Here is a 25,457-nt window from a genome sequence, read left to right on the forward strand (position 1 = left end):
GACACCAAACGAGCCAAACGGAAACAAGCAGGAGAAAGCAATACATATAACCGCAGCCACCCATACGGGTGAAGTGCAGAGAAGCACCGGGGAGTACAAGGTGAAGCCCATCAAGAAGAAGATCCGCGATCTTCTCGGCTACCCGTATCCGACTCGGATACCAAAGGGCGTTTTCGTCGAGCAGTGGATCGGCATATCCAACGACGAATTCCACCGCGCCAAGGACGCCGACGTGAAGTACATGCAGAACCGACATCCGCTGATCGACATGGGCTGGTCGCGTTCCGACTGCGTTCGCTATCTCACCTCTCTCGATCTGGCCGAGACCCCGAAATCGAGCTGCCTGGGCTGCCCTTTCCATGGCAATGCTCAGTGGCGGCGCATCCGCGACAACTCCCCCGCCGAGTGGGAGGATGTCGTGGAATTCGACGCTGCCATCCGAAAGGGCAATGCCCGCGCCAACGCCAGCGGCAATCGGCTGCTGGGCGAGGCGTTCCTGCACCGCTCCCGCGTCCCCCTCGACCGGGCCCCGATCGACCACGTCACCGCCTCCGAGTGGGCGGCCCTCCAGCAGGAGCTCGCCGACGAGGACGAGTTGGAGCGGGGTGTCGCGGACGGCTGCTCGCCCTGGGCGTGCCGCGGCGATGCGGACGCGCTGGCGCAGGACGACTTCGGGCTGGCCACGTGATACTCGACCTCTTCGCGGGGCCGGGCGGCTGGAGCAGTGCACTGGGTGTCTTCGGCGTGCGTGACGTGGGGCTGGAGTGGGACGAGTGGGCGTGCAGGACCCGTGCTGCCGCTGGGCAGTTGACGATCCGGACCGACGTGGCGATGTATCCGACGTGGCCCTTCCTCGGCCGGACGCGCGGGCTGATCGCTTCTCCGCCGTGTCAGGCGTGGAGCATGGCCGGCAAACGTCTTGGCCTGGTGGACCAGCCGCTGGTGCATGCGGCGGTCGAGGACCTCGCCGCCGGACGCGACACCCGCGAGCGCCTCCTCGCCGCCTGCCGTGACGAGCGTTCCCTGCTCGCGGCCGAGCCGATGCGCTACCTCCACGCCCTGAACACGGTCGGCGAGCCCGAGTGGGTCGCCATGGAGGAGGTTCCGGACGTCCTGCCGCTGTGGAAGCAGTACGCGGCGATCCTGCGCGGCTGGGGCTTCTCGGTCTGGTACGGGATTCTCAACGCGGCCGACTTCGGCGTTCCGCAGACGCGCAAGCGGGCGATCCTGCTCGCCTCGCGAGTCCGTACGGCACAGCCTCCCACGCCGACGCACGCCCGGGTCGCCGAGCCCGACTCGCTGTTCGGTCCGGGACGTGCCCGCTGGGTGAGCATGGCCGAAGCTCTGGGGTGGGGTGCGACCGACCGGCCCGTTCCCACCGTCTGTGCCGGGGGCGGGCCCGGCGGCGGGCCCGAACCGTTCCCTTCGGGCTCCCGCAAGACGCTCTCCGACGCCCGGGACCGCGGAACCTGGATGCCGCGACCGGACGGAGTGGTCCTTCAGTCCCGTCGCGAAGGCGCGGGGTGGGCGGCACGGCACGGCACCCGTGAGAACCGTGCTGCCACCGCCCCGGCGCCGACGTTCACCGCCGAGGCGCACCGCTGGTCCTGGTCTCTGCGCAGCAACAACCAGGCCAACGCCACTGTCCGGTCCATCGAGGAGCCGGCAGGCACGCTGTTCTTCGGGCACCGCGCGAACGAATGCACCTGGGTCGCCACACCGCTCTCGGCGCCGACGAAGGACACGGACGCGCCGGCAGTACCGGAGCCGATCCGGATCACCGCTCGCGAGGCCGGCCTCCTGAAGACCTTCCCCGGCGACTACCCGTGGGCCGGAAACAAGGGCCAGCAGTTCTCGCAGATCGGCAACGCGGTCCCGCCGCTGCTCGCCGGCCACCTCCTCGCCCCGCACCTCGGCGTCACCCTCGACCCGAACGACTTCACCCTGGCCGCCTGATGCCCCTCAGTCCCGAACCCGACGAGGACGACCTCGACACGATCCCGGCGCCGCAGCCGGTGTTCCACGTCGAGCAGGCCCTCCTCGGCGCGCTTCTTCTCGATCCGCACCGTCTCGGCGACGTGACCGGGGTCTCCGCCGACTCGTTCTCCACCGCCGCGCACGCCGCCCTGTTCGCCGCGATCAGCACCCTGCCGCCGCCCGACCCGGCCGAGCACGCGAAGAACACCACGTGGCTCAACCAGGTGCTCGCAGCGGGCCAGCAGCAGGCACGCGGACTGACCGCCTCCTATCTGCACACCCTCATCCAGGTCTGCCCCTGGCCCCGCCACGCACCCGCCTACGCTCGGATGGTCGAGGCCGAACACGCCCGCCGCCGGCTGCGGGCCGCCGCCGAGCACCTTCTCCAGACCGTCCACGACGCCTCCCTCCCCCACCCCGTCCAAACGGTGCTCACCGAGGCCGACGCGCTCGCCGCAGTCGTGGACGACATCGCAGCACGCTTCCCGCCACGCGCGGGCGTCCTGCCCCGCACCCCGCCACCCCCGCCGGCCATCGCACCCGACTATGCCGAGGCGGCGCAGGAGGAGCAGTTGCTGCTCGCTACCGCCACCGCCCACCCCGCTGGCATCGAGTCCGTACGGTGGCTGCTTCCCGAGGATTTCACCCAGCCGCTGCACGCCGGCCTGTGGCAGTGCCTCACCACCCTCGAACACCGCCACGAGCCCATCGACCCCGTCACCCTCCTATGGGAAGCACAACAGCGCGGCCTTCTTGAGCACGGCAACGAACCCGGCGACGTGCTCTGCCTTCTCGCCGGACCGGTCGGCTCCGTCGAGCACTGGGGCGAACGCACCTTGCAGCGCTCCCTCCTGGCCGCCGCCGACCACGTCGGCCGCCGCATCGAGGCGTACGCCAGCGACCCTGCGAACACACCGTTCCAGCTCGTCGTCGGTGCTCGCCGGGCCCTCGCCAACCTCGGCGCCATCCGCACCCGCTGGCAGCACGCCACCGGACGGATCCTTCCGCAGCGCCCACGCCCCGCGCCTACCACCCGCGCGGGCCCCCCGACCACCACGGCCGCCCGCACCACTCGCGCCACCCGATAGCCCCCCGCACACGCCGGTGGCCGGGCCCGTAGGCCCGGCCACCGGGCACAGGAGATGACACCCCCACGTGACCACCGCCCAGTTCATCGACGCGCACGTCCGCCTCGACGTCCACCCCACCCACCCCAGTGCCGTGACCGCCGTCCTGACCGGCTCCCAGGCCCACATCCCCCACGTGGGCCTGGAGGCCGCCAACTGGACCGTCGTGGCCGAGAACACCCTGGTCCTGGCCCGCATCGATCACGAGGAGCCCTACTGGGCCGAAAAGGCGGCCCAGCAACTGGCCGCTGACGGGGTCAGCGTCGAGATCACCCCGCGGCTCCGGGAAGCCATGGCCGAGGAATGGACCTGGGCCGACTATCCAATGCCCTGGTGCACCCGCAGCGAAATCCTCGAGGTCTCCGACGCGGCCCAGAAGATCTATGACGACATACGCCATGGCCAGCTCCTCATCCACGCTCACGCCGAGGACGGCCACACCACCGTCGCGGTCGGCACCTACCTCGGCAGCGGCAAGAGCGTCTATCTCCACGGCGAGAACCATCTGCGGCAGGTCGCCGACACCTTCGACTCGCCCGCCGCAGCCCTGGTCGCCTTCGAGAGAGTCCACGGCGCCGCCATGCGGCCAGGCCCGGCACCCATGACCGACACCGAGCGCGCCGCCGCCCAGGCGGAAACGTCCCCACCCGCCGCCGAATCTGGACCTCCACACCCCCCGCCGGAAACGGTCCCCGCGTACGCGGCTGATGCCGGCGACCACGATGCTCTGCTGGAGGCGTTCCTCGCCGCCCACGGTGACTGGGAAAAGTGGCGGACCTGGTCGGACGAGACGACCCACGCGATCCACGAGTCCCAGACCCTGCGCATCGAGCGCGTCCACGAAGCCCACCCCCACGAGACCGCCTGGACCGTAGCCGCGTACAAGACGCCCGTCTCCGACCGCATGTGGGTCCTCACCGCGACCGCCGCCACTCCGGCCCCAGTGCTGCAGGAACTGCTGGATCACCTCGCCGACGGCGACGGCTGGGACACGGCCGTCGGCGCCCCGGTGGACGAGAAGACCGTCGCCGCCGCCACACAGCCCCTGTCCGAGGCCGGGTGGAAGCACACTATGGACGGGCGATGGATCGGCTGGACGTCCCCCGCCGGGGGCGCGGGGGTCCGGTTCGACGCTTTCGCCGCCCAGCACCCGAGCCAGAACCTCGCCACCTGGACCGTCTGGGCAGGTCCAGGTCCCGACCGACCCACCTGGGCCCTCACCGCGTCCCCGCACACCCCAGGTTCGCTGCTGGCCGATCTCTCCGAGACCCTCGCCCACGGAACCGGCACCCGGCGCACCAATACCGCAAGGCGCCCCCGCAGCCTCCGACTCCGACCCGCGCCGCCAGCTATCTCCCCACCAACGACCGGGCACACGATCAGCCGCAGTCTCTGAACCGGACACGAGCGGCTTATGTCGCTGATGCCGCCCAACGGCAGCCCTGCGTCCCGTAAGCCCGGTATCGCACCTGTCCCCGTTCGGGGCGCGTCCTCACCTAGAGGGCAGCACGGGATCGATCTCCTCGTCAGCTGCACCTGTACGCCTCGCCCCGAATCTCCCTCGCGATGTGGCTGGGACTTGGTACGTTCGGGCGCATGACACCGCGTTCAGTGGACCTGCGCAAGGAGCCTGTGGAAGCCGTGCTGGACCGTGTCGAACGGTCGCTTGAGGTACGCCTTAGCCGGGAGGCTGTAGTGCGCAAGCGCCGGTCTCTGGGGGCGCGTACGGACCGCAATACGTGGGTGCGGATCGAGCGGCGCGGACTCGATCGGATCGGGGTCCAGGGAGGGGATGGCACCGCGTCCGCCGAGGCCCTTCGCGGGATCGCGAAACCGGCCTGGCTCACAGGCGTCGCGTGGCGGGACGACACGGAGCCGGTGATGTGGCGAGCGGACGAGACGGAGATGCTGCCGGCGGCGCCAGTGAGCAGCGCCGTAGTGGCGGAGGATCCACAGCTGCCCGAGGAGTGGTGGAATGCGCTGAACGCCTCGCTGGATGCCCTGGCCACGCAGCACACAAACCGTATCGCGACACCGGATACCGAGACCCTCACACAGGACCTGGTCAGGGGAACGATCCACAACGTCTTCCCGGGTGTCGATGCGACCGTAGCCGAATGGCGGCCGGCCCATGCAGATTTCAACTGGGCAAATATCACGGCGCCGGTGTTCTGTGTGTTCGACTGGGAGGACTGGGGCATGGCCCCTCGCGGCCTGGACGCGGCAAGTCTGTGGGGGGCCTCGCTCGCCGTCCCAGCTCTGGCAGACCGCGTCCGCAGCGAGCGGCGTGAGGATCTGGAGAGCCGGGACGGCATGCTGATGACCCTGTTCATCGCCGCGAAGATCCTCGGCCCTTACGCCGATCCCGAGGACCCCCGCCTGGTCCCCGCGAGGAAGACGGCGGAGCAGCTGCTGCAGGAACTTCAGGCGCGCTGACGGGCTTTGAGGAGCTGCCTGTACTCCCGGACCACGTTCTCGTCGACCTCGTACGCCAGGGCCTCGGTCAGCTCCCGCAAATGGGCGACGTCGTCTGTGCCGACCGCGACCGCGTCGACCCGAGGGAGGCCGTACGAGGAACAGAAGGCAGCCTGGATCTTCGTGGCGGACGGGGAGCCTCGCAGGAAGACCCTCGGATCGAAGCGTTCCCACACCGCCTCGGCCGTACTTCCGCCGAAGGGGCTCATGCCCCACACCTGCGACGGGCACCACCGCATCGCCAGGGCCTCGGCCGCTTCGAGGACGTCGACCCCGACCAGCAACCCCGCTCGGGCCATAAGGACATCAGGACTTGGCACGTCGAAGTCCATGAGCGAGCGCGGATCCCAGGTCGAGACGCCCCAGGAACGGCAAAGCCCCGCCTGCGCTGCGTCGGCCAGGACCGTGCACGCCTGTTCCAGCGCCTCGGCGTCGGGTGCCGAGTGCTCTGGGTTGTGGAGAAATACCAGATCAGGCTCCCGCCCAAGATCCTTGATGGCTTGCTCGACGGCTACGCGGAGCCGGGCGGGAGCGAGGCTGTGCCCCTCGGGGAAATACCCGACCTTGGTGGAGACCGAGAATTTCGGCAGAAGATCGCCTGCCGTCGTCTTCAGGACCTCGTGGGAGCGATGACGCAGGTAGTTAGACGCGGTGTCGAGGCGTGTTACATCGAGGTCGGCGGCTGCTTCGAGTAGGTCACGGGCGTGACCAGACCGGTGTAGCCCGAGGACGATAGTTCCGTCAGCGGTTCGCACAGCCCCTCCGTGATCAACAGGTCGGCCAAAGTGATGATGTCGTCGGGGGCACCCTCGAGGTAGACCGGGTGACCCGACAGGAGCGCACGCAGGCTCGGTTCTGCGCGCTCGTGGAAGGTCAGCCGCTTACCGCCACCGCACACTTGGACGGTGTCACCGGAGCGGACGATGGAGGGCGCGAACTCGGTGACGGCCGCGACTCCGTCCGGCCGACCGAAGGCGGCCACGTGCGGCATGTGGCGTGCGGGCGGGGTGCTGGACCGCAGTTCGTCCAGGTACCGCTCTGGGCTGTAGGTGGCGGCCAGGGCGCTGAGCTTGTCCGTCAGCACCTGGTGTGCGGTGCCCTGCACGCCCTCCAGGTCGTGACGGAACGCGTCGTCGGCGCGGGCGGCGTCAGAGAGGAAGTTAGCCCAGGTGACACCGGTCCGTTTGGTGAACCCGAACGTCACGTGCAGTGAGTGTCCACCACTCCCCGAACCGAGGCGGGTCGCGGTGTGCCAGAAGCCTCGTGGGATGTGCATGACGTCCCCGGCCTGCATCGTGCCCTTCCACAGCACTTCCTCGGAGGGCGTGCGGTTGCGTTCCGCGTCGCGGTACATCGGCGCCAGCCGCGAAGGACCGCGCACTTCCCACGACTTCTCGCCAGAAAGCTGCACGGCGATGACCTCGTGGTCGTCCCAGTGCAGGTGGAATCCGTCGGTGTCACCCACCGCGAGGTAGACGTTGGCAGAGGTGAGCTCGCCGGACCACCAGCCCAAGGCCCGGCAGGCGACTTCCAGCGTCGCGTCAAAGAAGTCCACGTGATCCAGGACCACGGTGCCGCCGTCGTTGAGAATTCGTCCGAGGGCCGCCATGTCCGCCTGGCTCACGGCCTGCCTGCGCCGGTTGACGTTGGTGGACAGGAACGTGGACGGGTGCACTTCCTCGCCTTCGGCATAACAGCGCAGCTGCGGATTGGCCAGATGGCGGCGCTTGATCAGGTCCAGCAGTCTGAGCGGGGTCAACAGCCGTGCGGGCAGCTCCGGGTCCGTGAGACGGCCGCGCGCGAACGCGGATCCCACGGAACCCGGCCCGTCCCAGCCGAGAGCCTTCTCGATGTGGCTGACGAGCCGGTGCTCCATGGGTTCCCCCTACTCCTTCGGGAGGTTCAGGTCGCGGTTGTCGCCGTCATCTCCCGCGCTGTTCTGCGAGCTGGTGATGTCGGACCGCTCGGACTCGCTGCGGTCATGCGCAGTCGCCAGCTCCTCCACCGCGATCAGAAGCGCGGGGCTGGTCCCCGCCACCTGTGTGGATGCCCTGTCTGCCATCGAGCTCTCCTCTCAGTTCTCCAACCCAGCTCTGGGCGAACGTCTGAGTTAACCCGCGTCCACCGCATGGCAGTAGGGCGGGATTCGGACAGCGCTGCAGGACGCTCTTGCCCCTTCTCAGGGGAGGAAGCTAGGGCCTGATTCCGCCTGGACGACTGCCTGGTCTGGGCTGGGCCGAAGGAGTGTATTCATCGACCGGGAGTGTGAGCCAGGGCGAGAGTGACAACCACGGCGCTCACCATGGCGGCGAAAGGCAGGACATCGGAGCCCCGTCAGCGGGGCAACATAGCGCGGGATCGCCGGTTAGCCAAACCGGCGATCCCGCGGATGATTGATGGTCCACCGCCACTACCTGCCCGTACGTCGAGAGGCATCACCGAGACGACCATCGAATTGACGCGTGGAAACGCGATCGGCTAGGACCCGTTAGCGCTTCACGCCGCCGCATAGCTCATGCGGAACAGGTCCTGGGCGCGCTCCACATCCCGGAGGCTGCGCAGCTGCACCTCCAGGTCGCCCGTGCCGTGGTGACCGAGACCCGTCACGTCCCGGGTGAACCCAGGGACGAGGTCGACCTGCTTCGGGTCAACCTTGAGATAGACGAGGAGCTTGGTCCTCTGGGGCGGGCACACGCAGGCGAAGTTCCGCAGGCGCTGGTACGCCCGGTACATCTTGCGCTGGACATAGTTCACGCCGTCGCCCAGCCCTAGCAGCGACTCGTCGACCGCCTGCGCCAGCTCAACCAGGGCCGTGCCGTGGCCGCCGCCCCCAGGCCCGGTCCCCTGCCGGCGGACGCGTCGGGTGACTGGCGACCGGCCGCTGACCGAGGCCACAGTCTCAAGGCCGAGCAGGTCGTTGCCGAAGAGCCGGTAACGGACCAGGTCGATGCTGCGCCGGTGCTCGCGCACGGCATGAACGTCGTAGCGGGTGAAGCCGCCAGCGACGCAGATCAGCCTCGGTCCGCTCCACAGCACCTGGGCCGCGGTCGTGGCCCCGAGCCGGTCGCGGGCCAGGCGCTCGAACTCCGCCCGGTGATCCATGAGCCAGCTGAGGTAGATCAGGCCCTGGTTGATAACACCCGAGTCAACGCCCCGCTTGTACTCGACGATGACAGGGGATCCGTTCTCGTCGAGACCGAGCGAGTCGATGCGACCGGCGTGGACCGGTCCCGTGCTGTACTCGCTTGCCAGAAAGCGAACCCCAAGCAGCGCTTCCATGTTGGCCTCGACAAGGCTCTGCACATCTGCTTCGAACTCGGCAAGACGCGGTGCGACCTCGGTCACACCGCCATTCGTGCTGTAGAGCTTCAGGTTCGACACCACCCCTCCCATACACCAGTACCGCCGAGATTCAACAGTGGTAGCCGTCGGATCTATTTCCGACGCTGGCCATTAGACGGTTAGCCCGGAAAGAGCTGAAGCACCTCGGGCGCATCTCCCTCATCAACACTCAGAGCGAGGCGGGGACGAGTCATCGTGGCCGTCGCATAGACCTCGTTCGCGAGTTCAAAGGGGAGTCCCGACCGAGCAACGAGCTCGTCGAACGACACCCCCGTCTCCTCGCAGAGCCGGACTGCCCGCTCCAGCAGTAGAGGGGCTTCCCGAGGACCCAGGTCGCACGGCTCCGGATCCCCGTTCTGGGAGAGCATCATCATCGCGCGCTTATACGTTGCATCGCGGAAGGCGCCGAGAGCGTGAGCGCGATAGACGATTGCCTTCAACGACGTTCCCCAACGCCGCTTCAGCGCGTATAGCACCTCCCAATCGAGCCGTTGCGGTAGCTCCGCAAGGATCTCTGCACTTGGCATCAAGAACTCCGCCGCAAAGTCATGCGCCTGGTTCTCGATGATCCGGCTACCGGGCTCTGCGTCAAGATGCATGACCAAGTGCCCCGCCTCGTGTGCGGCATCGAACCGAGAGCGAGCCCTGTCGTTCTTGGCAGGATTACGGAAGACCATGGGCCTGCTTCCGTACCAGTGAGAAAAGGCGTCCACTCGTTCGGACATTGCTGGAAGCTCCAGAACTACCGCGCCATGAGCCTCGAGAAGCCGCGTCATGTGGGGAATGGGTCCGGTAGGGACCCCTAGCGCATCACGAGCGTCCCGTGCCACGGCTGCGATGTCCGCCCGGCTGGGCTCGGACGGCAATGCCAGGCGAGGCAGCGCAACAGGAGGCAGCTCCACATAGTGCTCAATAGTGGTAACCAACCTCCACGCAATCTTGCCAAAAGCGACAGCCTGGTCCCGTTGCAGTTGAGTCGTTGCCCGAAGGCTCCGGAAGTGGGCAGCACTGGGCACCGTCGGGTGCGGGTGGCCCGCTGCGAAGAATGTGGCCGGCACCCCCAATGCCATGGCCAGCTGCGCAACCACCGCAGCCGACGGACGGCTCTGGCCCAACTCGTACTGACTAACCGCCGCTGGCGTGAGCGCGACCTTCTTGGCGAGCTCGTTCTTGCGGAGTCCTCGAAGCTGGCGGGCCGTCGTCAGAGCTTCAGGTTCGAAGGAGCGGGAGGCGAGCTCAGCGCCTCTCGATCCTCGCAGCGGTGTCGGCATGATCTCTCAGTCTGTCTTCTCGCGCTTTTCACGCGGTTCTTCAGTACGCCGCCGCAGCGGCAGCTCGTGCTCGTCCAGGTCGCTATAGGCGGGCGCCCTCGAAGTCTCCTTGGCAGTACGGCTGTCGTCGATGCCCGGCTCCGGCAGCTTGCGGTCCACGCCCGTGCTGACCTCTTGGGGCAACCCTTCCTGCTCGACCATGACGTCTTCGGCCGAGCGGGGAGCCGGAAGGCCGACCTGGAGATCATTGTGGATCTCGACCGTGCCATCAAGCCAAGGCGACCCACCCTCGCGGTTGTCCCGCGGGAGACCGACCTCGATGACACAGTTACCCGTCTCGGGATCGCCCATGTGCATGACCCGCACGTGGCCCTGGCGAACGGCCTCAGCGAAGCTCTCGGACCAGTCGGGGTCTTGATCGAAGGTCAGCTGACCCTTCATCGCACTGTTCGCTACCGCACCCCTGAGACGCGCAACGCTACCGTCCCAGCTCAGTTGCTCCAGCTTGTCCCGCACCTTGCCAGGTGCGGTCAGCGGAAACTTGTAGATCCTCAGGACCCACGGCCCTGAGATGACCTCGATCGCTCCGCCGGCGACCTTGCGGACCGGAATACCTGCTTGGTTGAGCCTCTGGAAGGAGAGGTTGGCGATGTTCCGCCAGACCAGTTGGGCAAAGGTGCCGTTGTCATCCCCATGCGAGGGGTCATGACGGTCGGCGTTGGTCGCGTACACCTCGCACGCGACATCCCGGATGATCTCCAGCGCACCCGCCTGCCGGAGATCACTCAATGCCTGCTGCAGAGTGATTTCCACACGCCGACGATAGCAGAACCCTCCCATCTCTGCGCGAAAATCAAGTAGATGGGTCCCGTGCGTGCCGTTCCTCAAGCAGGAGCGCGAACCGGGAGGCTCGCCAAGTTGCTCGAGCGGAACCACTGCTAGCAGGCGGCGGGCCGTGATCTGGGTTGTTCAGCCGCCCCATTCCAGGCGCACGGGTTCTCGGGCAGCGGTGAGGGCCCCCTCTAGGTCGGCGAGTCGTTCGGCGAGGGTGGTGGTAGCCAGTCGAAGGGGGAGGGCGGCCGAGAACTTGAGGCCGCGAACGGCACGCGGGTCGACGGTGGGCAGGGTGAGGGAGTCAGGGAGTTCAACGCGGGCGCCCTTCCAGTCGTCGGGCGCGAGGTCTTGGCGCAGCCGGACGTGGGTGTCGGTCGGGCGCTGAATGGGGTCTGCGAAGTTGCCGAGGGAGGCTGCGAGAGTGGCATTGGCGCGGTAGCCGGCCCAGGTCCACCAGCGTGTGGCGTCCGCGTCGCGGACCAGGAGGGTGCCTGCCGGGTGTACTTCGTGGGGTGCGCGGTCCATACGAAGTTCGGCGAGGGCGGCGGTTGCGCGGCGTGTGAGGCGGACGTCCGGGTCGGTACCGAGGAGAACATCGCGCATGGCCCGGGTGAGGTCGTAGGAGAGGCCGCGGGCTTCGCTTCCCTGCCATTTTGCGATGCCGCCATCTTCGACGGGTTCGACAAATGCGCGGCGCCGGGCCCAGTCGATGAAGGTGACCTGCCAGCTGCGGCCTGCCAAGAGCAGGCGGCGCGGGCCTGGGCGTTCCTCGGTGAGGACGGCGGGGTCGGTGGTGCCGATCTCGGTGCGTCCGGCGAGCACTGTGAACTCGGGCGGTGCAGTGAAGGAGGCGGTCAGCTCCATGAAGTGCCGTCGGCCGAAGTGCTTCTCGGCTTCGGCGCCGATAAAGAGCATGCCGCCGTCGCTGTCGAGGAAGCCGCCTTCGACGAGGTGGGACAGGAGAGGGGCAGCGGAGCGGTCAAACGGAGCAAGGCCGTTCCATTGTTCGGGCCACAAGCGATCGCCAAGGCGGTGTTCCTGCAAGGTGACGGCGAGGAGTTGCTGTGCAACGAGGTGGCGGGGCGCGGGGGGCGGTGTGACGGGTTCGACCCAACCGCGGGTCCACAGAGTGAGTAGGCCGGCGGCTTGGAGGAGGGCGTCGGGCCGGGTGGCGAGGAACAGGCAGTTGCGGAAGGTTCCGGTGCGGCGGCCTGTGCGGCCGATGCGCTGCAGGAAAGAGGCCACGGTGCTGGGCGAGTCGATCTGGATTACGCGGTCGAGGTCGCCGACGTCGATGCCGAGTTCGAGGGTTGAGGTGGAGACGATGACACAGTCGCGTGCTTCGGCGAATGCCTGCTCGGAGCGGGCGCGTTCGTCGGTGGAGAGGGAGGCGTGGGAGAGAAACACGGTGACGTCGCGGGCTCGTAGTGCCGCGCCGAGCTCCTCGACCTGCTTGCGGGAGTCACAGAAGACGAGCCGTTTCTCGCCCCGGTGCAGGGCAGAGATCACCTTGGCAGCGTTGGCGAGAGATCCGACGTAGTCAAGTTCCACCTCTCCTGCGGGGCGCGGGAGATCTTGGGTTTCGGCTGCAGCAGCGCTGGCTGCTGGCAGGGTGACGCCGGGGGCGACGACTCGGCCGGGGCGGTCGGCGGGGCTTGCGCCCTGGAGCCAGGTGAGCAGGGTGTCGGGATTGCCGACGGTGGCGGAGAGGCCAATGCGCTGGATCCGGTGGCCGGCCAGTCGCTCCAGGCGTTCGAGTACGGCGAGCAGGTGCCAGCCGCGGTCGTCCCCGGCGAAGGCGTGCACCTCGTCGACGACGACGGCATGCACCCGACCCAGCATGTGCGAGTGGTCGGTCTTGACGCTGATGAGCATCGCTTCGAGGGACTCGGGAGTGGTGAGCAGGAAGTCAGGGGACTCGGTGCGGATGCGCCGGCGTGCGGACTCGGGGGTGTCGCCGTGCCAGAGGGCAGCTCGGCGTCCCAACCACTGGGCGTAGGTATCGACTCGGTGCACCAGGTTGTTGAGGAGCGCCTTGAGCGGGGCCAGGTAGAGGACGGAGGTGCCGGTCCAGCGTTTCTCCCGCATTGCGGACAGCATGGGGAAGGTGGCGGCCTCCGTCTTCCCGCCTGCGGTAGGCGCGAGCAGGATCGCGTCCTCGCCGTCCATCAGCGGGTGCACGGCGGCCTTTTGCAGGGGGCGTAGATCTGGCCACCCGAGCGTGTTGACGATGTGGTGCAGGACGACCGGGTCGAGGCGTTCCACTGGGTCGGTGCCGCGCGTCTGCTCCTGCACGTCTGTAACTCCTGCACTGATCCGTCAGAGTTCGGGTCTTCGGAGAATGGGACTTCAGATCTCGAGGTCGAGATCGTCCGCAGAGGCGGCTGGCGCGGGTGCGGCGAAGTTCCGTTCGGTCGCGGTGAGATCGCCGCTGGCCACTGTCAGCTTGTAGTGCGTGCGCGGGTCGAAGTCAGCGAACTGGTCGATCCGGTCGAGCACGTCCCCGACCAGCTTCTTCAGGTACAGCCGTGGTGCCACTCCGACCTTGCCGCCGAGAGCCCCACCCACTGCTCGCGCCAGGTCCGTGAGGTACGCGTCGTCGGCGAGCTGCTTGATCCGGTCAGGAGACTGGGAACCTTCCGCGTACAGGTCACGGATGGTGGCACCGAGGCTGGTCAGTGATTCCTCGGTGAATCCGGGCAGCCGGATCTGGACAGCCCGAGGGTTGTCGAAGCGGGGATCGGTCGTGAAGTCGGTGGAAAGGCGCTGGGCGAGCGGCGCGAGGCGCTGTACGCCCTGCTGGCCGTCGTAAAAGGCGGGCGTGCCGGTGATGACGAGGTACAGGCCCGGGAAGCGGCCGGAGTGGACCTCGTCGATGAGCTGGCGGAGCGCGTTGAGTGCCTTGTCGCGGGCGTCGGAGCGGACCCGTTGCAGGGTCTCTACTTCGTCCAGGACGAGGACGAGTCCGGCGTGCCCAGCATCCCGGAGCACGGTGAGCAGGCCCTGCAGGAAGCCGAAGGCGCCGAAGTGGTCAAGGTCGCCGCGGACGCCTGCGCTGCGCCTGGCGGCTGCGGCGACGTGTGGCTGGCCGCCGAGCCAGGCCATGACCGCGGCGGCGGTGGCCTCGTCTCCGGAGTCCAGGGACTGCTTGTATCCACGCAGGGCGGTGGCGAACGCGGGTGCGTGCCGGGAGACCTCCGCGAGGCGGGCGGTGAGCAGCCTCTCCACGGCCTGCGGCAGCTCGTTCTCGCTCGCGCCGTCGGCGAGCGCATCCTCTTCCAGTGCGTAGAACCAGGCGTCGGCGACCGGCCGCAGGGCGCTGGGCGGGAAGCTCGCGGTGGTCAGGCGTTCGGTGAGTCGCCGGTAGACGGTCTCCAGCTTGTGCAGCGGGGTCTCGGTCTCCGACACCTGCACTTCAGCTACGGCGAAGGTGCGTCGTTTGGCGCGTTCGCCGAGCCAGCGGGTAAAGAAGGTCTTGCCGGATCCGTACTCACCGCGCACGGCCTTGAACACCGAGCCGCCGGCAGCAACAGTCTCCAGTTCCTCGTCGACTGCCTGCTCGAAGCGCCCGAGGCCGGTGGCGAGCAGGTCAAGGCCGCTCTCAGGGACGGCGCCGCGCCGCAGCGCGTCCACCACGGCGCGCCGCCTCACGGCGCCGACCGGGGTGGCCCCGGATGCTGAAGATCCAAACGCGTTCACCCGCACAGTCTCCCATCCTGCCGCCCACCTGGCCGGACACCAATGCGGACCCCGCACCGCCAGCGCGCGGACGGGGCGGGCCGGGAAACCGGCCCGCCCGTCGCGGCCGCAGTGTGCCGGTTCACAGCCCGAACTGCTCGATCAGCTGGGCGCGGTGCAGGCGCAGGGTTCGGTTGTCGGGCAGGATCTCCAGGATCTGAGCACCGTCGTAGTTGAGGAGCTGGGCGAGGGTCGCGGCGAAGCCGGGGGCACGGGTGGCGGGCTGGCCGGCGCGTTCGGCGAGAGCGGTCATCGGCAAGGTGCCGGCCTCGACGAGCGCGACCAGCGCCTTCGGGAGGACGGTCTTGTCACGTGGCTTACGGGCGAGGAGGTCCAGCTGTGCCTGGTACAGCTCAGTGGCCATGAGCCGCTCGACCAGGGCAACAGCAGGGTCTTCGGGCTGGTTGGAGGGGGGTACGGTCTCGGGCTCGGCCGCCGACTCGGCGGGATCCTGCGGTACGGGGGGTGCCACCTCGTCCTCGCCGAACAAGCTGATGGCGCCCTCGGGCGCGGGCGGGGCGGCCTTCCTGGTCTGCTTCCGGCGCGGGCTCGCCAAGGCGGCATCGGGCACGCCACCTGCGTCCGCTTCGTTCTTGGCGCCGACCTCGACGACGCCACCGCCCTCGGCATCCTCCGTCCACCAGGAGGGTGTCGGGTCGCCCAGCTCCCGCCATCCGATCGGCGGCTCGGCGCCGAAGGGAAGCAGGGCGAGGAGCGGGATGGTGAACTCGGCGAGCGTCACCCCGCCGTGGTAGCCCGCCTTGAGCGCGGTGTACCGGGTGTCGTGGTCCCGCAGCGCGACGATCCGCGATCCGGGCTCCGGCCAGACCACCCGAGGTCCGGACAGCTCGATCTCGGCCGGGGCGACGGGCCCACCAGGAGTGCGGTGGCGGGCCGAGCCGATGGTGCCGCCGGCCGCGTCGAGCTTGGTGCCGCGCCGCTCGACTACATGGCCGTGGTCGGAGGTGAGCAGCACGGTCATGCCGTACGCGCGGGCAGCCCGCAGCAACGGTTCCAGACCGCCGATCTCCTTGGCCTGCCACGCGCCGTCGCCAAGCTTCTGCTCTTTGCCGAGGCGGTCGTCGACCGTGTTGAGTACGACCGCGACATGGGTGCGCTCGTCGGCGAGGGCTTCGGTGAGAGCGGTGGAGAAAGGCGAGCCGGTGTCGGGGCCGCGCAGGTCATCCTTGTGGAAGACGACCGCCGGAGCCCCGTTCCAGCAGGAGTGCTGGGGGAAGAGCCGCTTCTCGTCGCTCTGGTCGCCCTTCATCAGGGTGCCCGCGAACAATGAGGTCCGGGATACGGCCGTGAGGGTGGGCAGCGCGGCAGCCACGGCGCGCCGGACGGGCGCTCCGGTCGCAGCGGGCAGCGGGTCGAACTCCGCCCACTGGCCTCGGAGTTCTTCACCGATCTCCGCTGCTATCGCCGCGCTCATCCCATCCACGAGGAGGAGCAGCACCCGTCGACCGGGGCTGGCCACTACGGGTGCGACGACGCGGTCCAGCAAGCTCTCCACGGTGAGCATGGCGCCGGGAGCGGTGCCACCCGCAGTCCACACCGCGAGCCGCTCGGAGAATGCGCGGTCCAGCTCGCGGCGCTTGTCCCGCGCCTGCGCGCCGATTTGGCTGTATGCGTCGGCGAGTACGTCGTCTGGGTCGCCGCCCGCTTCGAGGTGTTCCAAGGCTCGGTCCACCCAGCCGAGTTCGTAGATCTGGCGGGCGGTGCCCTCAGCGACCGAGGCGATATCGGCCTCAGGCGAGCCGGCAAGCCACCGTCGCAACCGCGCCGCCATCCGCACCCGCTCGATACGGGCCTGGGTGGCGCCGTCGGCGGCCAGAGCATGGTCGGCCAGCGCGGTGACGGCAGCGGTGATCGTGTCGGTGCCGCCGTCGGCAAGGGCAAGACCAGCCGCAGTGAAGCGGGCGTCGAGTCCGGCCGACAGCAGCGGGCTGGCAGTCGCGGCAGCCTGTGCCCCGAACTGTGCCACGAACTGTGCGGCCCGAGTCAGGACCGGGTCGGCGAGCCGGTGCTCGCCTCGGTCGACGAGACCGCGGACGAACGCCTCGCCGCTGCATCCGAAGGAGGCCAGGAGTCTGTCGAGGTCGTCGCCCTGGGCGGGAGGCTGTTCGCCGAGCCATCGCTCGGCGCGCCCTCGAGCCCGGTACAAGTCGTGGTCGGCCTCCGCGTGCCCCCACAAGGCGGCGCAGACGACCGCGTAGGCGGCTGCGTCGGCCCCGTGTTCGGCGTTCACCAGCGCGGTGATGATCTTTCCGGTGGAGCCGCCCTGTTCGGGTTCGGCGAGGAAGCGGGCCAAGCCGGCCCGTTCCGGTCCGCGCAGGTCGCGTAGGAGGTCGGGGCCGCCTGGGGTGAGGGTCCATCGGAACAGTGCGACGGGGTCGATGCGGTCTCCGTCGTCGTGTGCGGTCGGCCCGCCCAGCGCGTCCGTGTCGTGACGGCCGAGCCTGAGACGGCGCCTGGCCAGCCGGGTGAGTGCCTCGTCTCGGGAGAGCACTCCCTTGCCCAACGAGGGCCAGCCACGGGTGGCCGCCGCGTCCAGGAGCGCTTCGGCCGCCCAAGTCTCGCTGCGCAGTCGCCCGTCGAGGCCGCGTGCGTCAAACGCCTCCTGCACGACCTCCCAGTTGTCGACGGACCGGATCCTGCCGCCGTAGACGCGGGCGAGCAGCCCGGGGTCGAGGTCGGTGTCCTCGCGGTCGGTGAGGACGACCAAGACCTTGGGGTCGGGCGGAGTTGCCGCGTCGAGGTGGCCCAGGATCTGCTCATGTACGGCCAATACCGAGGGCCCGACGGCTACGCGCGCCCGCAGCCCACCCGCTGTCTGTTGCACGGCGGGCCCATCCCAGACCGGATCGGCCCGCAACAGCAGAACGCGTACCGTGCCGTCGCCGAGCCGGCTGCGGGCAGCGAGGTACTGGCGGACGGTTCCCGCAGGCAGCCGGGCGAGACCGGCAGTCACGAGCGCCGTGGTGACCGTGTCGGACATCAGTCGACAACCTTCCAAACGACCTCGACGGTGGCATTGGGGTGCTCAGCCGCGAGCGCCGCAATCTCCGCCTGCAGCTCGGCGGCGGCCCGTGCAGCAGTGGTCCGCCCACCGCCGGAGCGGACCACGGACCGCGACGGCGTACGAGGCCCCGGTTGCTGTGCCGGCTCCGGTAGCACCTGCGGGTGAGCGGAACCGCCGTTCAGGTCCACGTCGTCCGAGCTCGGCGACGGGGTGACGGGCGGTTGAGGACGCTCGGCCGTGGTCTGTCGGGCCCTCAGCAGGGACAGCACCTCCCGGCCACCGGCATTGAGTACCCCAGGCAGGTCGGGGTAGTCCCCCGGATCGCCGGCGGCGGCATCTCGCACCCGTTCCAGGACGGCTGCGCCGCCCACACCGAGGGTGTCGGCCAGTCCCAGCTGATCCCAGCTGGTGTTCTGCAGCGCGGTGGCGACCTTCCCGGCGCTCTTGAGAGACATGGCGTACCGGTGAGCAGTGAAGTCACCAAGGTCGAAGCGGGCGAGCCGGTCCACGACGGTCTTGGCCTCGATGCCGGCTTCCGTCACCTCCTTGACCAGCTCCTGCGCCCGCCGGGCGAGGACGAGCCGCGGTGAGTCATCGTCGAGGCGGAGGAAGTCGCGGTGCTTCTCCAGTTCCCCGACAAGCCGTCCTGCGTCCTGGCCGAGCGCGGCGGCTGCCTGCTTGATCTGTCCGGCGAACTGGTTGACGATGCGCCCGCGCCGCAGTTGCGGTGCCCGGTCCCCGAGGATGGTCTCGTACCGCTTGCGCGCCTCTGGCCAGTTTTCCTCACTGGGCAGAGGCTGCTCGCGCAGGGAATAGTCCCGCTTCAGCTCATGCGGTGCGGGCGCCGGTTCGACGGGGACGCCGCCGCGCACCCACACCCGGTCGGTTGTCTCCGCGTAGGCGGCGGCGAGCAGCCTGCGCAGCGGCTCGGGCAGTCCGCGCGGTTCGGGAAGGTCGCTCCAGTCGGAGAGCTTGACCAGGGTCGGTTCGGCGGTGCCGTCTCGGCGGGCCTGGCTGGTGAAGTGGTCAGGCCAGGTGGTGGACTGTCGGTAGTACGCCTCCCGCATGGTGCCGAGGCCGAGGCCGCCCGCGATCCGCGCCATGGTCTTGCGGTCCTTGCCGTCGACCTCGACCTGTCCGTCGCGGTCCTCGGCGGCCTTGCGTACGTACTCGAAGACGGTCCTAATCTCGGCGGGCTTCACGGGCTTGCCGCTGCCGTCGGGGTCCAGGTCGGGGTGGGCGGGGTACTGGTGTGCGAGCAGCTTGCCGGCCAGGTCGCGGGCGGCGGCATCCAGCGGCGCGCCGAGCGGAAGCCGAAGCTCGGGCACGTCCTGCTGGGCGACCAGGTGGGTGTCGAAGCCGAGGTCGACGATCCCTTCCTGCTTCTGCGCGAGCCCGTACGCCTGCCGCAGCGCCTGGGTGACGCGCTCGGTGAGGATGTCGCGCTGCGATTGCAGCATGCTCTTGGCGCGCGCCTTGTCGTCGGCATTGAGGCTGCGTGCGAATTCGGCGTCGAAGCGAGCCTCGTCGGCGAGGGCCTTGTCGATGACGACGAGACGCTCGAAGTCACTGCGGGAAGCGTCGGTCAGGTGTGTGGGCAACCAGGCCAGGGTGCGCGAGTCGCCGCCCGGCTTCTCCCGCAGGGCACGCAGCCGCTGCAGGTCGTCCATCGGGCCGAACTCGCCCTCGTCGTACGGGAAATCGACGACGAGCCGCCAGGCGTCGTCCTGGCTGGGCCGCAAGGTCGCCTCGGACAGCGAGTCGACGTCTGCGACGTGGCCGAAGACCACCTCGATCTGTCGTTCGGTGCCCTTCCACACAAGGTCAAGCACGTCGTATGCGTCGAAGCCTCCGGGCCCGTCGCCAACCCCGAGCGCGTCCTTAAGCAGGCTGCGCATCTTGGCGCGCCGGTTGCCCAGGTTGTTGTGGACCTGTGCGTTGGCGAGGACGGCGTCCAGGTCGACGCCGGTGAGCTCTAGACGGACCACCGCGCCCGGCCCGGTACCGGCGACCTTGATCTCGGGGAAGGTCGCCGCCCACTCCTTTACCTTCTGCTCGAGCCGGCCGACCTCGGTGCCCGCGATTCGGGTGGTGATAGAACCGTGGTTAAGGGCGTGCAGCCGAGCGAGAGTGAGGTCGGCGAGCGCCGGCACGCTGGGCGCGAGCGCCGACAGCAAGAGGGTCTGCAGGAGCCGGCTATCGCCGGTCAGATCGCGGCAACGGGCGGCGAGCTGTGGGTCGCCCAGGCTCTCGGGAGAGCGTCGATACGCCTCGACCTGGTCCTCAGTGACCTGGTTGGTCTTCAGCAGGTACGGGCGCAGCTTGTCCCGGTACAGCTTGTCGGCAGCCTCGAAGTGGACGTTGGTCTCTCCGCTGAACGCCTTGTCGCCGCCGCCCGCGATCGCCGGATACAGATCGCCGAGCGGCACGAGCTGTCCGAGCCGCCAGTCGTCACGGTGGTCGACAAGCAGCTGGCTCATCAGCTTCAGGCCGGTGCGGGAGCGCTGCAGCGCGGCAGAGATGTGCACCAGGGTGTCCATGAACGCCGGCGGGAACGGGTACGTCCGCCTAAAAGCGTCCTCGTCCGCGCCGGTGGTGGACTTGTCGTGACCCAGCAGGGTGTCCCACACATCCGGGCCGAGCTTCTTGGCCTCGGCGAACGCCGCGTCCACCTTCGCCTCGGCCCCCGGCACGGGCTTGAGCAGGCGAGCCTGCGCGATCTGAGGAAGGTTGCGGTCCTCTAGGACGATCTCGTCGTAACGCCCGCCGTTGAGCTTCAAGGTGTCCTGCACTGCCGCCTCGGCGGCACCCGACATCTCCTCACCGACCAGCTCGCGCAGATCGCGCTGACGGGCGATGAACGACACCACCGGAATCGCCCGCCGCTCGTCACCGCCCTCCACGAAGTTCGTCACCTTGCTGGATTCCCTGCCCAGCACCTTCTGGTCGTGGATGAGAGTGGCCAGCCACAGGATCAGCTCGTCCATAAACAGGATGAGCCCGTCGTAGCCCAGCGCCTTGGCGTGCGCCGCGATGACGCTGAGCCCCCTGTCGAGGGAGATGAAGCCGCTGACGTCCTCGGAAGCATTGCGCGCGAAGGCGGGGAACAGCGTTCTTGTGAGGTCCTGCACGAGGCGGGCACGCAGTTCCCTCGGCGTGGAGGGATTGTCCAGATCGAGGCTCTTGGTGTTCTCGTGCTCCTCCACCGCGTCCATGGCCTCGTCGAGAAGGCTGCTGGTCCAGGTGAAAGAATCACCCCATTCGTCCTCCTGGCCACCGGCATCGGCGAGCTGTGCGATCACCCAGTGGTCACCGTTACGGCGGCGCTGCTCGGCGAAGTCCTCGAAGATCCCGTCGGTCCGGTAGACCTGCGGCAGCGGGCAGTCCGGATGCAGCTTGCGCACGTGCTCCACGTACTTGCCGAGCACCCGCTGCTCCAGGGACTTGGAACCCAGCATGTGGTACGGCACCAGCAGGAACTTCCGGTCGTCCGCATCCAGCCAGGAGTGCCGGGCCCGCACCGGGTCGAGCTCGCTACGGTTCCGAGCGGCCTGGTTTCGCGAGAGCAGCGCGTAAAGCACTGCCATGAAGTGCGACTTACCGGAACCGAACGAACCGTGCAGATATGCCGCCTTCGACGAGTGACTGTCGAGCGCCGACTTGATCAGGTCCAGGGCTTCGTCGAAGTTACCCAGCAGCCGGTCGGTGACGACGTAGTCCTTCAGGGCCGCCTCAGCCCCCTCGGCGGTGACCGCCTCGTTCAGCTTCAGCACGAAGTCGGAGGTGGACACCGACTCCGGGATGTCGATCAACTCTCGCAGCAGCGGCCGGTCCTCGGGGCGAGAGTTGTTCCTGCTCATGAACGCCATGATGTCTTTAAGCTCCTCGCCCTGCTCAGTCGGACTCTGCGCCGGTGACGGCATCAATGACAGTGTCCGTGACGGACATCTGGACGGCGGCCTTCGCGCCCGTTCGCTTCTTGGGCGCGGCTGCCTTCTTCGCGCCCCCTCGAGTGGCGGCGGCCGGGCGCCAGGCCCTCAGCGCGTCGTCAGTCAGCCCGAGCTCGCCCTGCTTCTGCTGCCGGAAGGCCAAGATCTCGGCGGCCGGCGACGCCCCGAACTCCGGGTCATACTCGCCGTACCACTGCTCCAGCCACGGTTGCAGCTCAAGCAGCCCGGCCAGATACGGCACGAGGTCGTCGTCACCGAGCCCAGCCTGCTGGATGTACGAGGCAAGGGCGAGCGCCTGCTCCAAGTGGTCCCAGCCGGCCCACCCGTACAGTTCCGGCGACTGCGCGTTGGTCGTGCCGTACGACACGAACCGCTCCTTGGGCACGTCGAGCTTGCCGCGCGCACGCCAGTAGCTCGGCTTCAGAAAATCTGCCGAGGTGTACTTCGGCGGCACGGGCGTCCGCTCACGGACCTTCCGCTTGGCGGGCTCGTCCGGCGCCGCGTCCTCCTCGCGCTGGAGGTCCCACACATGCTCCCAGTCGGCCCACTTCTTCAGCGCGGCCGGCTTGTAGCGCAGCGGGGCGACGAACGGCACATGCTCCTCTGACAGCAACTCACGGACGGTCTTCGCGAGATCCTGCCGGGGCGCGTACAGCTCGGCGACAGAAGTGAAGTTCTCGTCTGCAGATAGCGCCTCGGCGAGTCGGCCGAGAGTGGTGACGGTGGGATTTCCGTTGGCATCGAACCAGTACGCACTGTCCTCGATCCGGTCCAGGAGCCAGGAACGTAGGGCCTTCTGCCGCATCGCGTCCCAGCCCTCGGTGGCCCAGCGCCGCTTGTACTCGGGCCGCTCCACCATGCCGATGGCACGGTTCGACTCGATGACGTCGATGCGCTTCTGCACGAGGGCGCGGTACTCGGCGGGCCAGTGGGTGGGGATCTCAGTGATCGGCGTGGATCCATGCCGCTTGAACCACTCGTCACTGGCCTCCCCAGCTTCCACCCGGCGCGCAAGCACGATCTCGAACGCCCGCTCTCCAAGGGCGAGTTCGGGCACGGCGGCGACGTCAAGCAGGCGCAGGTCCTCGGAGTGCAGGCTGTAGAGGTTGTACACCTGCCAGTCCAGCTCCTCCTGGAGCGCGATCATGCGGGCGCGGAGGGAGGCATAGCGAACCTGGGCCGCACGGAGAGCGGAAGCGGTGGGAACCGCCTCGGCAGCGAGGGCGGCGGGGGTCGTGGCGGAGAGCTGCTGGGCGAGAGAGTCGAGTTCGGTGGCGACGATGCTGGGGTAGCTAGCAGGGAGGGGGAATTCCTGGAGCTTGGTACCGGTGAACTCGTAGAAACGTTCCCAGACCTGAGACTTGTACCCTTCGTTCACCCCCTGACTGCCCTTGTCGTGACTCACCATCTTCAGCCAGAACCCGGCCGTGGAGCTGTTGAGCAACCCAAGCAGCCGAACGTACTCCTCTTCCGTGGCCCCTTCCCGCAGTTTGATAACGGGCGCGTGGCGATTGAATACCTTGCCGCCACGATCGAGGGCGAAATGATTGTGTGTAGCCACGAAGGGAAAAGAAATTCCCATAGGGTCTGAGAAGCGCTCCGGGTGCCAGCGACTCCATTCATACCAAGCAAGGCCGATTTCCTCGGGCGTTCCCCCGAGCTCTTGACGCCCACGCAGCGAGGTGCGATTGCGCCACAGGAGGCGCTCGGTGTCGCTTGTCAACTCAGCGCGCAACGAATCCCCGTACGGGAACAGTGCTTCTGTTGCCGGATTCAAGTTCCAGTCCCGGACGTCTTCTCCGGTAATCAAGGGGACCGTATGCGCCTCGATCGCACCAAATCGACGCCAGGTTCGCGATGGAGCGAAATAGGCAACATCATTTCCGGTGTGTGCGTACCTACCGATAGAGCGTTGCACTTCTTCGAGTCTAGTGGTTGCGAAGCGACCGATTGTTCGGTTCAGCTCCAGGCCCCCGTCGGCCAGGATCCAGGGCTGCTTGCCGAAATACATCCCCCGTTCCAGGTCGTCAACTGAAACCCACTGCCCCACACTCCCCGGCTGGTCGATCTGGTCCACGATCGCCCGCCAAACCAGCCCCTCCTCCGCCTTCTCGGGCGCCGAAGGCTCACCCTGCACACTCCGCACCGTCCGGATCGTCACCTGCCGCTTAGTCCCCTCCCGCGGCCGCCCCACGAGGATGACCGTCGGCGTCCCGTGCCCGGGAATGTAGGCCCCCGAAGTGTCGATAACCTCAGTCAATTCGACCTTGTGGCCGAAGTATTCCTCGATCAGCTTCGTACCGAACTCCCGCTTCATGAAGGAGTTGGCCGTGATCTGGCCGACCATCCCGTAGCCGTTTCCGTCGACCCCGCCCCGCTTGGCCAGTTCAAAGAACCGCTGGGCGAATGGGACAGAAAGCGCGTATGTCCCCGCGCAGGCGTCGTACAGCTCTCGGTACAGCTGGTTGAGCTTCTTGTCCTTGACCGTAATGTATGGCGGGTTTCCCACCACCACGTGGTACCGCCCCTGGTCCAGAATCCCGGGGTACTCGTGCACGTCCTCCGTTGCGTACGAGAACTCGGCGAGCGGGTCACCAGCCGCGTTGCCGTCCTCGTCAAACCCGAGCCCCAACTGCAGCTCCAGCTGGCGGTTCTTGATGAGCGAGTCGCCCACCGCGAGCTGGATGGGCCACTCGTAGCGCCGTGCCTCCTCGAAGGTACGCATTCCGCTCGCGGCCATTGCCGCGACCAGGAGTCGGAAGCGGGCCACTGCGACCGCGAACGGGTTGAGGTCCACCCCGTGCACCGAGTCGAGTGCCGCTCGCACCCTCTCGTGCGTGCCAACCTCGGGCCGCTGCTCAGCCCACATACGCACGAGCCGCCGGAACGCACCGAGCACGAAGTGTCCGGACCCACACGTCGGATCGATCACCTTCAGTTCTTCGAAGCCGAACTCTCGCACCGCCGGGGTCATCGTGCGATCGAGGATGAACTCCTCCACGAACTCCGGTGTCTGCAGTAGTGCGTACGTCTTGCGGGCCGCCTCGCTGAGGTCCTGGTACAGGTCACCAAGGAACCGGGTGTCCCAGCCCTTGGTGCCATCCTCGTTCAGCGGGTCAGTGAAGTCGTGGACGAGGACCGAGCCGCCGGCCCCGCCGTCGCTGTCGGCCTCATCCTTGGCGGCGCGCTGTTCGCGCCAGAACGCGAGCAGCGCGCCCGCACCGTCGTGTGAGAGGGGGATCTGGTAGAGCGGGTTGTGATCGCGGTCGAAGAGCAGCTGCCCGGCCTGGCCGGCGCCGAGTTCGGCGAACGCAGTCTCCAGCCATCCCCGGTACGTCGGGTCAACGACCTTCTCCAGGTACTCCTCGTACCGCGCCTGGGCGGTTTCCCGTCCGGCCACGTCGGGGGAGGTGATGTATGGCTCGGCGATCAGATGGTTGTCCTCGCTGAAACGGACGAAGACCGTGCCGAGTACCCAGGCCACCGCAACCTGGGTAACGCGCTCGCCGAGCCAGGCGTTCCAGGTCGCCGCCGTACGGCCCAGCTTCCGAGCCTGCTCATACTCGCGACGCAGCCGCGTCCCGACCTCGGGGACAGCTTTGACCTGCTGCTCAAGGTCGGTCTCTGCCGCCTTGACCTGCTTCTGCAGGTCGGCGAGGAGGCTCTTGCGGTCGATCACGGAACGGCTCCTGAGGAGAAATCGGAGAGGGCGGAAGAA

At 68.1% G+C, this 25,457-nt stretch carries 16 protein-coding genes; 5 read left to right on the plus strand and 11 right to left on the minus strand.

The window, feature by feature from the left end; translation table 11 throughout:
- Window positions 1-100 precede the first annotated feature (100 nt).
- The 5 genes from ACF053_RS21165 (at window position 101) to ACF053_RS21185 (ending at window position 5,540) form a co-directional block, all read left to right on the plus strand.
- On the plus strand, window positions 101-688 hold the full coding sequence (locus ACF053_RS21165) for a hypothetical protein (RefSeq protein ID WP_391955321.1): 588 nt from the start codon (window positions 101-103) through the stop codon (window positions 686-688).
- Window positions 685-1,956, plus strand: coding sequence for a DNA cytosine methyltransferase (locus ACF053_RS21170; RefSeq protein ID WP_391955322.1), 1,272 nt, complete (start codon window positions 685-687; stop codon window positions 1,954-1,956). Before ACF053_RS21165 ends, ACF053_RS21170 begins: the two co-directional genes overlap by 4 nt.
- Window positions 1,956-3,065 (plus strand): DnaB-like helicase N-terminal domain-containing protein, encoded by a 1,110-nt coding sequence (locus ACF053_RS21175; protein ID WP_391955323.1) that lies wholly within the window; start codon window positions 1,956-1,958, stop codon window positions 3,063-3,065. The genes ACF053_RS21170 and ACF053_RS21175 overlap by 1 nt, the downstream gene beginning before the upstream one ends.
- A gap of 67 nt (window positions 3,066-3,132) precedes the next feature.
- The gene (locus ACF053_RS21180) at window positions 3,133-4,500 is read left to right on the plus strand and encodes a DUF317 domain-containing protein (protein WP_391955324.1); all 1,368 of its coding nucleotides are present in this window, start codon (window positions 3,133-3,135) and stop codon (window positions 4,498-4,500) included.
- A gap of 200 nt (window positions 4,501-4,700) precedes the next feature.
- Window positions 4,701-5,540 (plus strand): hypothetical protein, encoded by an 840-nt coding sequence (locus ACF053_RS21185; protein WP_391955325.1) that lies wholly within the window; start codon window positions 4,701-4,703, stop codon window positions 5,538-5,540.
- On the opposite strand, the gene ACF053_RS21190 is transcribed toward ACF053_RS21185, so the two are convergent.
- The 11 genes from ACF053_RS21190 to pglX all read right to left on the minus strand — a co-directional run bounded on the left by ACF053_RS21190 (window position 5,528) and on the right by pglX (window position 25,418).
- Window positions 5,528-6,334 carry an aldo/keto reductase gene (locus ACF053_RS21190; protein WP_391955326.1) on the minus strand — a complete coding sequence of 269 codons (807 nt, stop codon included), beginning with the start codon at window positions 6,332-6,334 and terminating at the stop codon, window positions 5,528-5,530. The two genes, ACF053_RS21185 and ACF053_RS21190, sit on opposite strands and share 13 nt — an antisense overlap.
- Window positions 6,244-7,455 (minus strand): JmjC domain-containing protein, encoded by a 1,212-nt coding sequence (locus ACF053_RS21195; protein ID WP_391955327.1) that lies wholly within the window; start codon window positions 7,453-7,455, stop codon window positions 6,244-6,246. Before ACF053_RS21195 ends, ACF053_RS21190 begins: the two co-directional genes overlap by 91 nt.
- Window positions 7,456-7,464: 9 nt before the next feature.
- Window positions 7,465-7,641 carry a hypothetical protein gene (locus ACF053_RS21200; protein WP_185923492.1) on the minus strand — a complete coding sequence of 59 codons (177 nt, stop codon included), beginning with the start codon at window positions 7,639-7,641 and terminating at the stop codon, window positions 7,465-7,467.
- A 434-nt stretch (window positions 7,642-8,075) separates the two neighbouring features.
- Window positions 8,076-8,960, minus strand: a complete 885-nt coding sequence (locus ACF053_RS21205; protein ID WP_391955328.1) for a DUF5655 domain-containing protein — start codon at window positions 8,958-8,960, stop codon at window positions 8,076-8,078.
- 80 nt (window positions 8,961-9,040) lie between these two features.
- Complete coding sequence (locus ACF053_RS21210) at window positions 9,041-10,192, minus strand: helix-turn-helix domain-containing protein (RefSeq protein WP_391955329.1); 1,152 nt, start codon at window positions 10,190-10,192, stop codon at window positions 9,041-9,043.
- Between the two features lie 6 nt (window positions 10,193-10,198).
- The gene (locus tag ACF053_RS21215) at window positions 10,199-11,005 is read right to left on the minus strand and encodes a hypothetical protein (RefSeq protein WP_391955330.1); all 807 of its coding nucleotides are present in this window, start codon (window positions 11,003-11,005) and stop codon (window positions 10,199-10,201) included.
- 156 nt (window positions 11,006-11,161) lie between these two features.
- Entirely contained in the window at window positions 11,162-13,321 is a 2,160-nt protein-coding gene (locus tag ACF053_RS21220; protein ID WP_391955331.1) for a DEAD/DEAH box helicase, read from the minus strand.
- Between the two features lie 54 nt (window positions 13,322-13,375).
- Entirely contained in the window at window positions 13,376-14,725 is a 1,350-nt protein-coding gene (gene brxD, locus ACF053_RS21225; RefSeq protein WP_391955332.1) for a BREX system ATP-binding protein BrxD, read from the minus strand.
- Window positions 14,726-14,846: 121 nt separating this feature from the next.
- The gene (pglZ, locus tag ACF053_RS21230) at window positions 14,847-17,765 is read right to left on the minus strand and encodes a BREX-2 system phosphatase PglZ (protein WP_391955333.1); all 2,919 of its coding nucleotides are present in this window, start codon (window positions 17,763-17,765) and stop codon (window positions 14,847-14,849) included.
- The gene (gene pglY / locus ACF053_RS21235; RefSeq protein ID WP_391955334.1) at window positions 17,765-21,658 is read right to left on the minus strand and encodes a BREX-2 system ATPase PglY; all 3,894 of its coding nucleotides are present in this window, start codon (window positions 21,656-21,658) and stop codon (window positions 17,765-17,767) included. Before pglY ends, pglZ begins: the two co-directional genes overlap by 1 nt.
- A gap of 25 nt (window positions 21,659-21,683) precedes the next feature.
- Window positions 21,684-25,418 (minus strand): BREX-2 system adenine-specific DNA-methyltransferase PglX, encoded by a 3,735-nt coding sequence (gene pglX / locus ACF053_RS21240; RefSeq protein ID WP_391955335.1) that lies wholly within the window; start codon window positions 25,416-25,418, stop codon window positions 21,684-21,686.
- Window positions 25,419-25,457: the final 39 nt, after the last annotated feature.

The sequence above is a fragment of the Streptomyces kanasensis genome, from assembly GCF_043077165.1.
Lineage (GTDB): Bacteria > Actinomycetota > Actinomycetes > Streptomycetales > Streptomycetaceae > Streptomyces > Streptomyces changanensis.

Bases quoted from the DNA above. Each gene is read 5' to 3' on its own strand.
- pglY (WP_391955334.1), bottom strand. From the start codon at position 21,658: ATGGCGTTCATGAGCAGGAACAACTCTCGCCCCGAGGACCGGCCGCTG.
- ACF053_RS21210 (WP_391955329.1), bottom strand. From the start codon at position 10,192: ATGCCGACACCGCTGCGAGGATCGAGAGGCGCTGAGCTCGCCTCCCGC.
- ACF053_RS21200 (WP_185923492.1), bottom strand. From the start codon at position 7,641: ATGGCAGACAGGGCATCCACACAGGTGGCGGGGACCAGCCCCGCGCTT.
- ACF053_RS21185 (WP_391955325.1), top strand. From the start codon at position 4,701: ATGACACCGCGTTCAGTGGACCTGCGCAAGGAGCCTGTGGAAGCCGTG.
- ACF053_RS21175 (WP_391955323.1), top strand. From the start codon at position 1,956: ATGCCCCTCAGTCCCGAACCCGACGAGGACGACCTCGACACGATCCCG.
- ACF053_RS21195 (WP_391955327.1), bottom strand. From the start codon at position 7,455: ATGGAGCACCGGCTCGTCAGCCACATCGAGAAGGCTCTCGGCTGGGAC.
- pglZ (WP_391955333.1), bottom strand. From the start codon at position 17,765: ATGTCCGACACGGTCACCACGGCGCTCGTGACTGCCGGTCTCGCCCGG.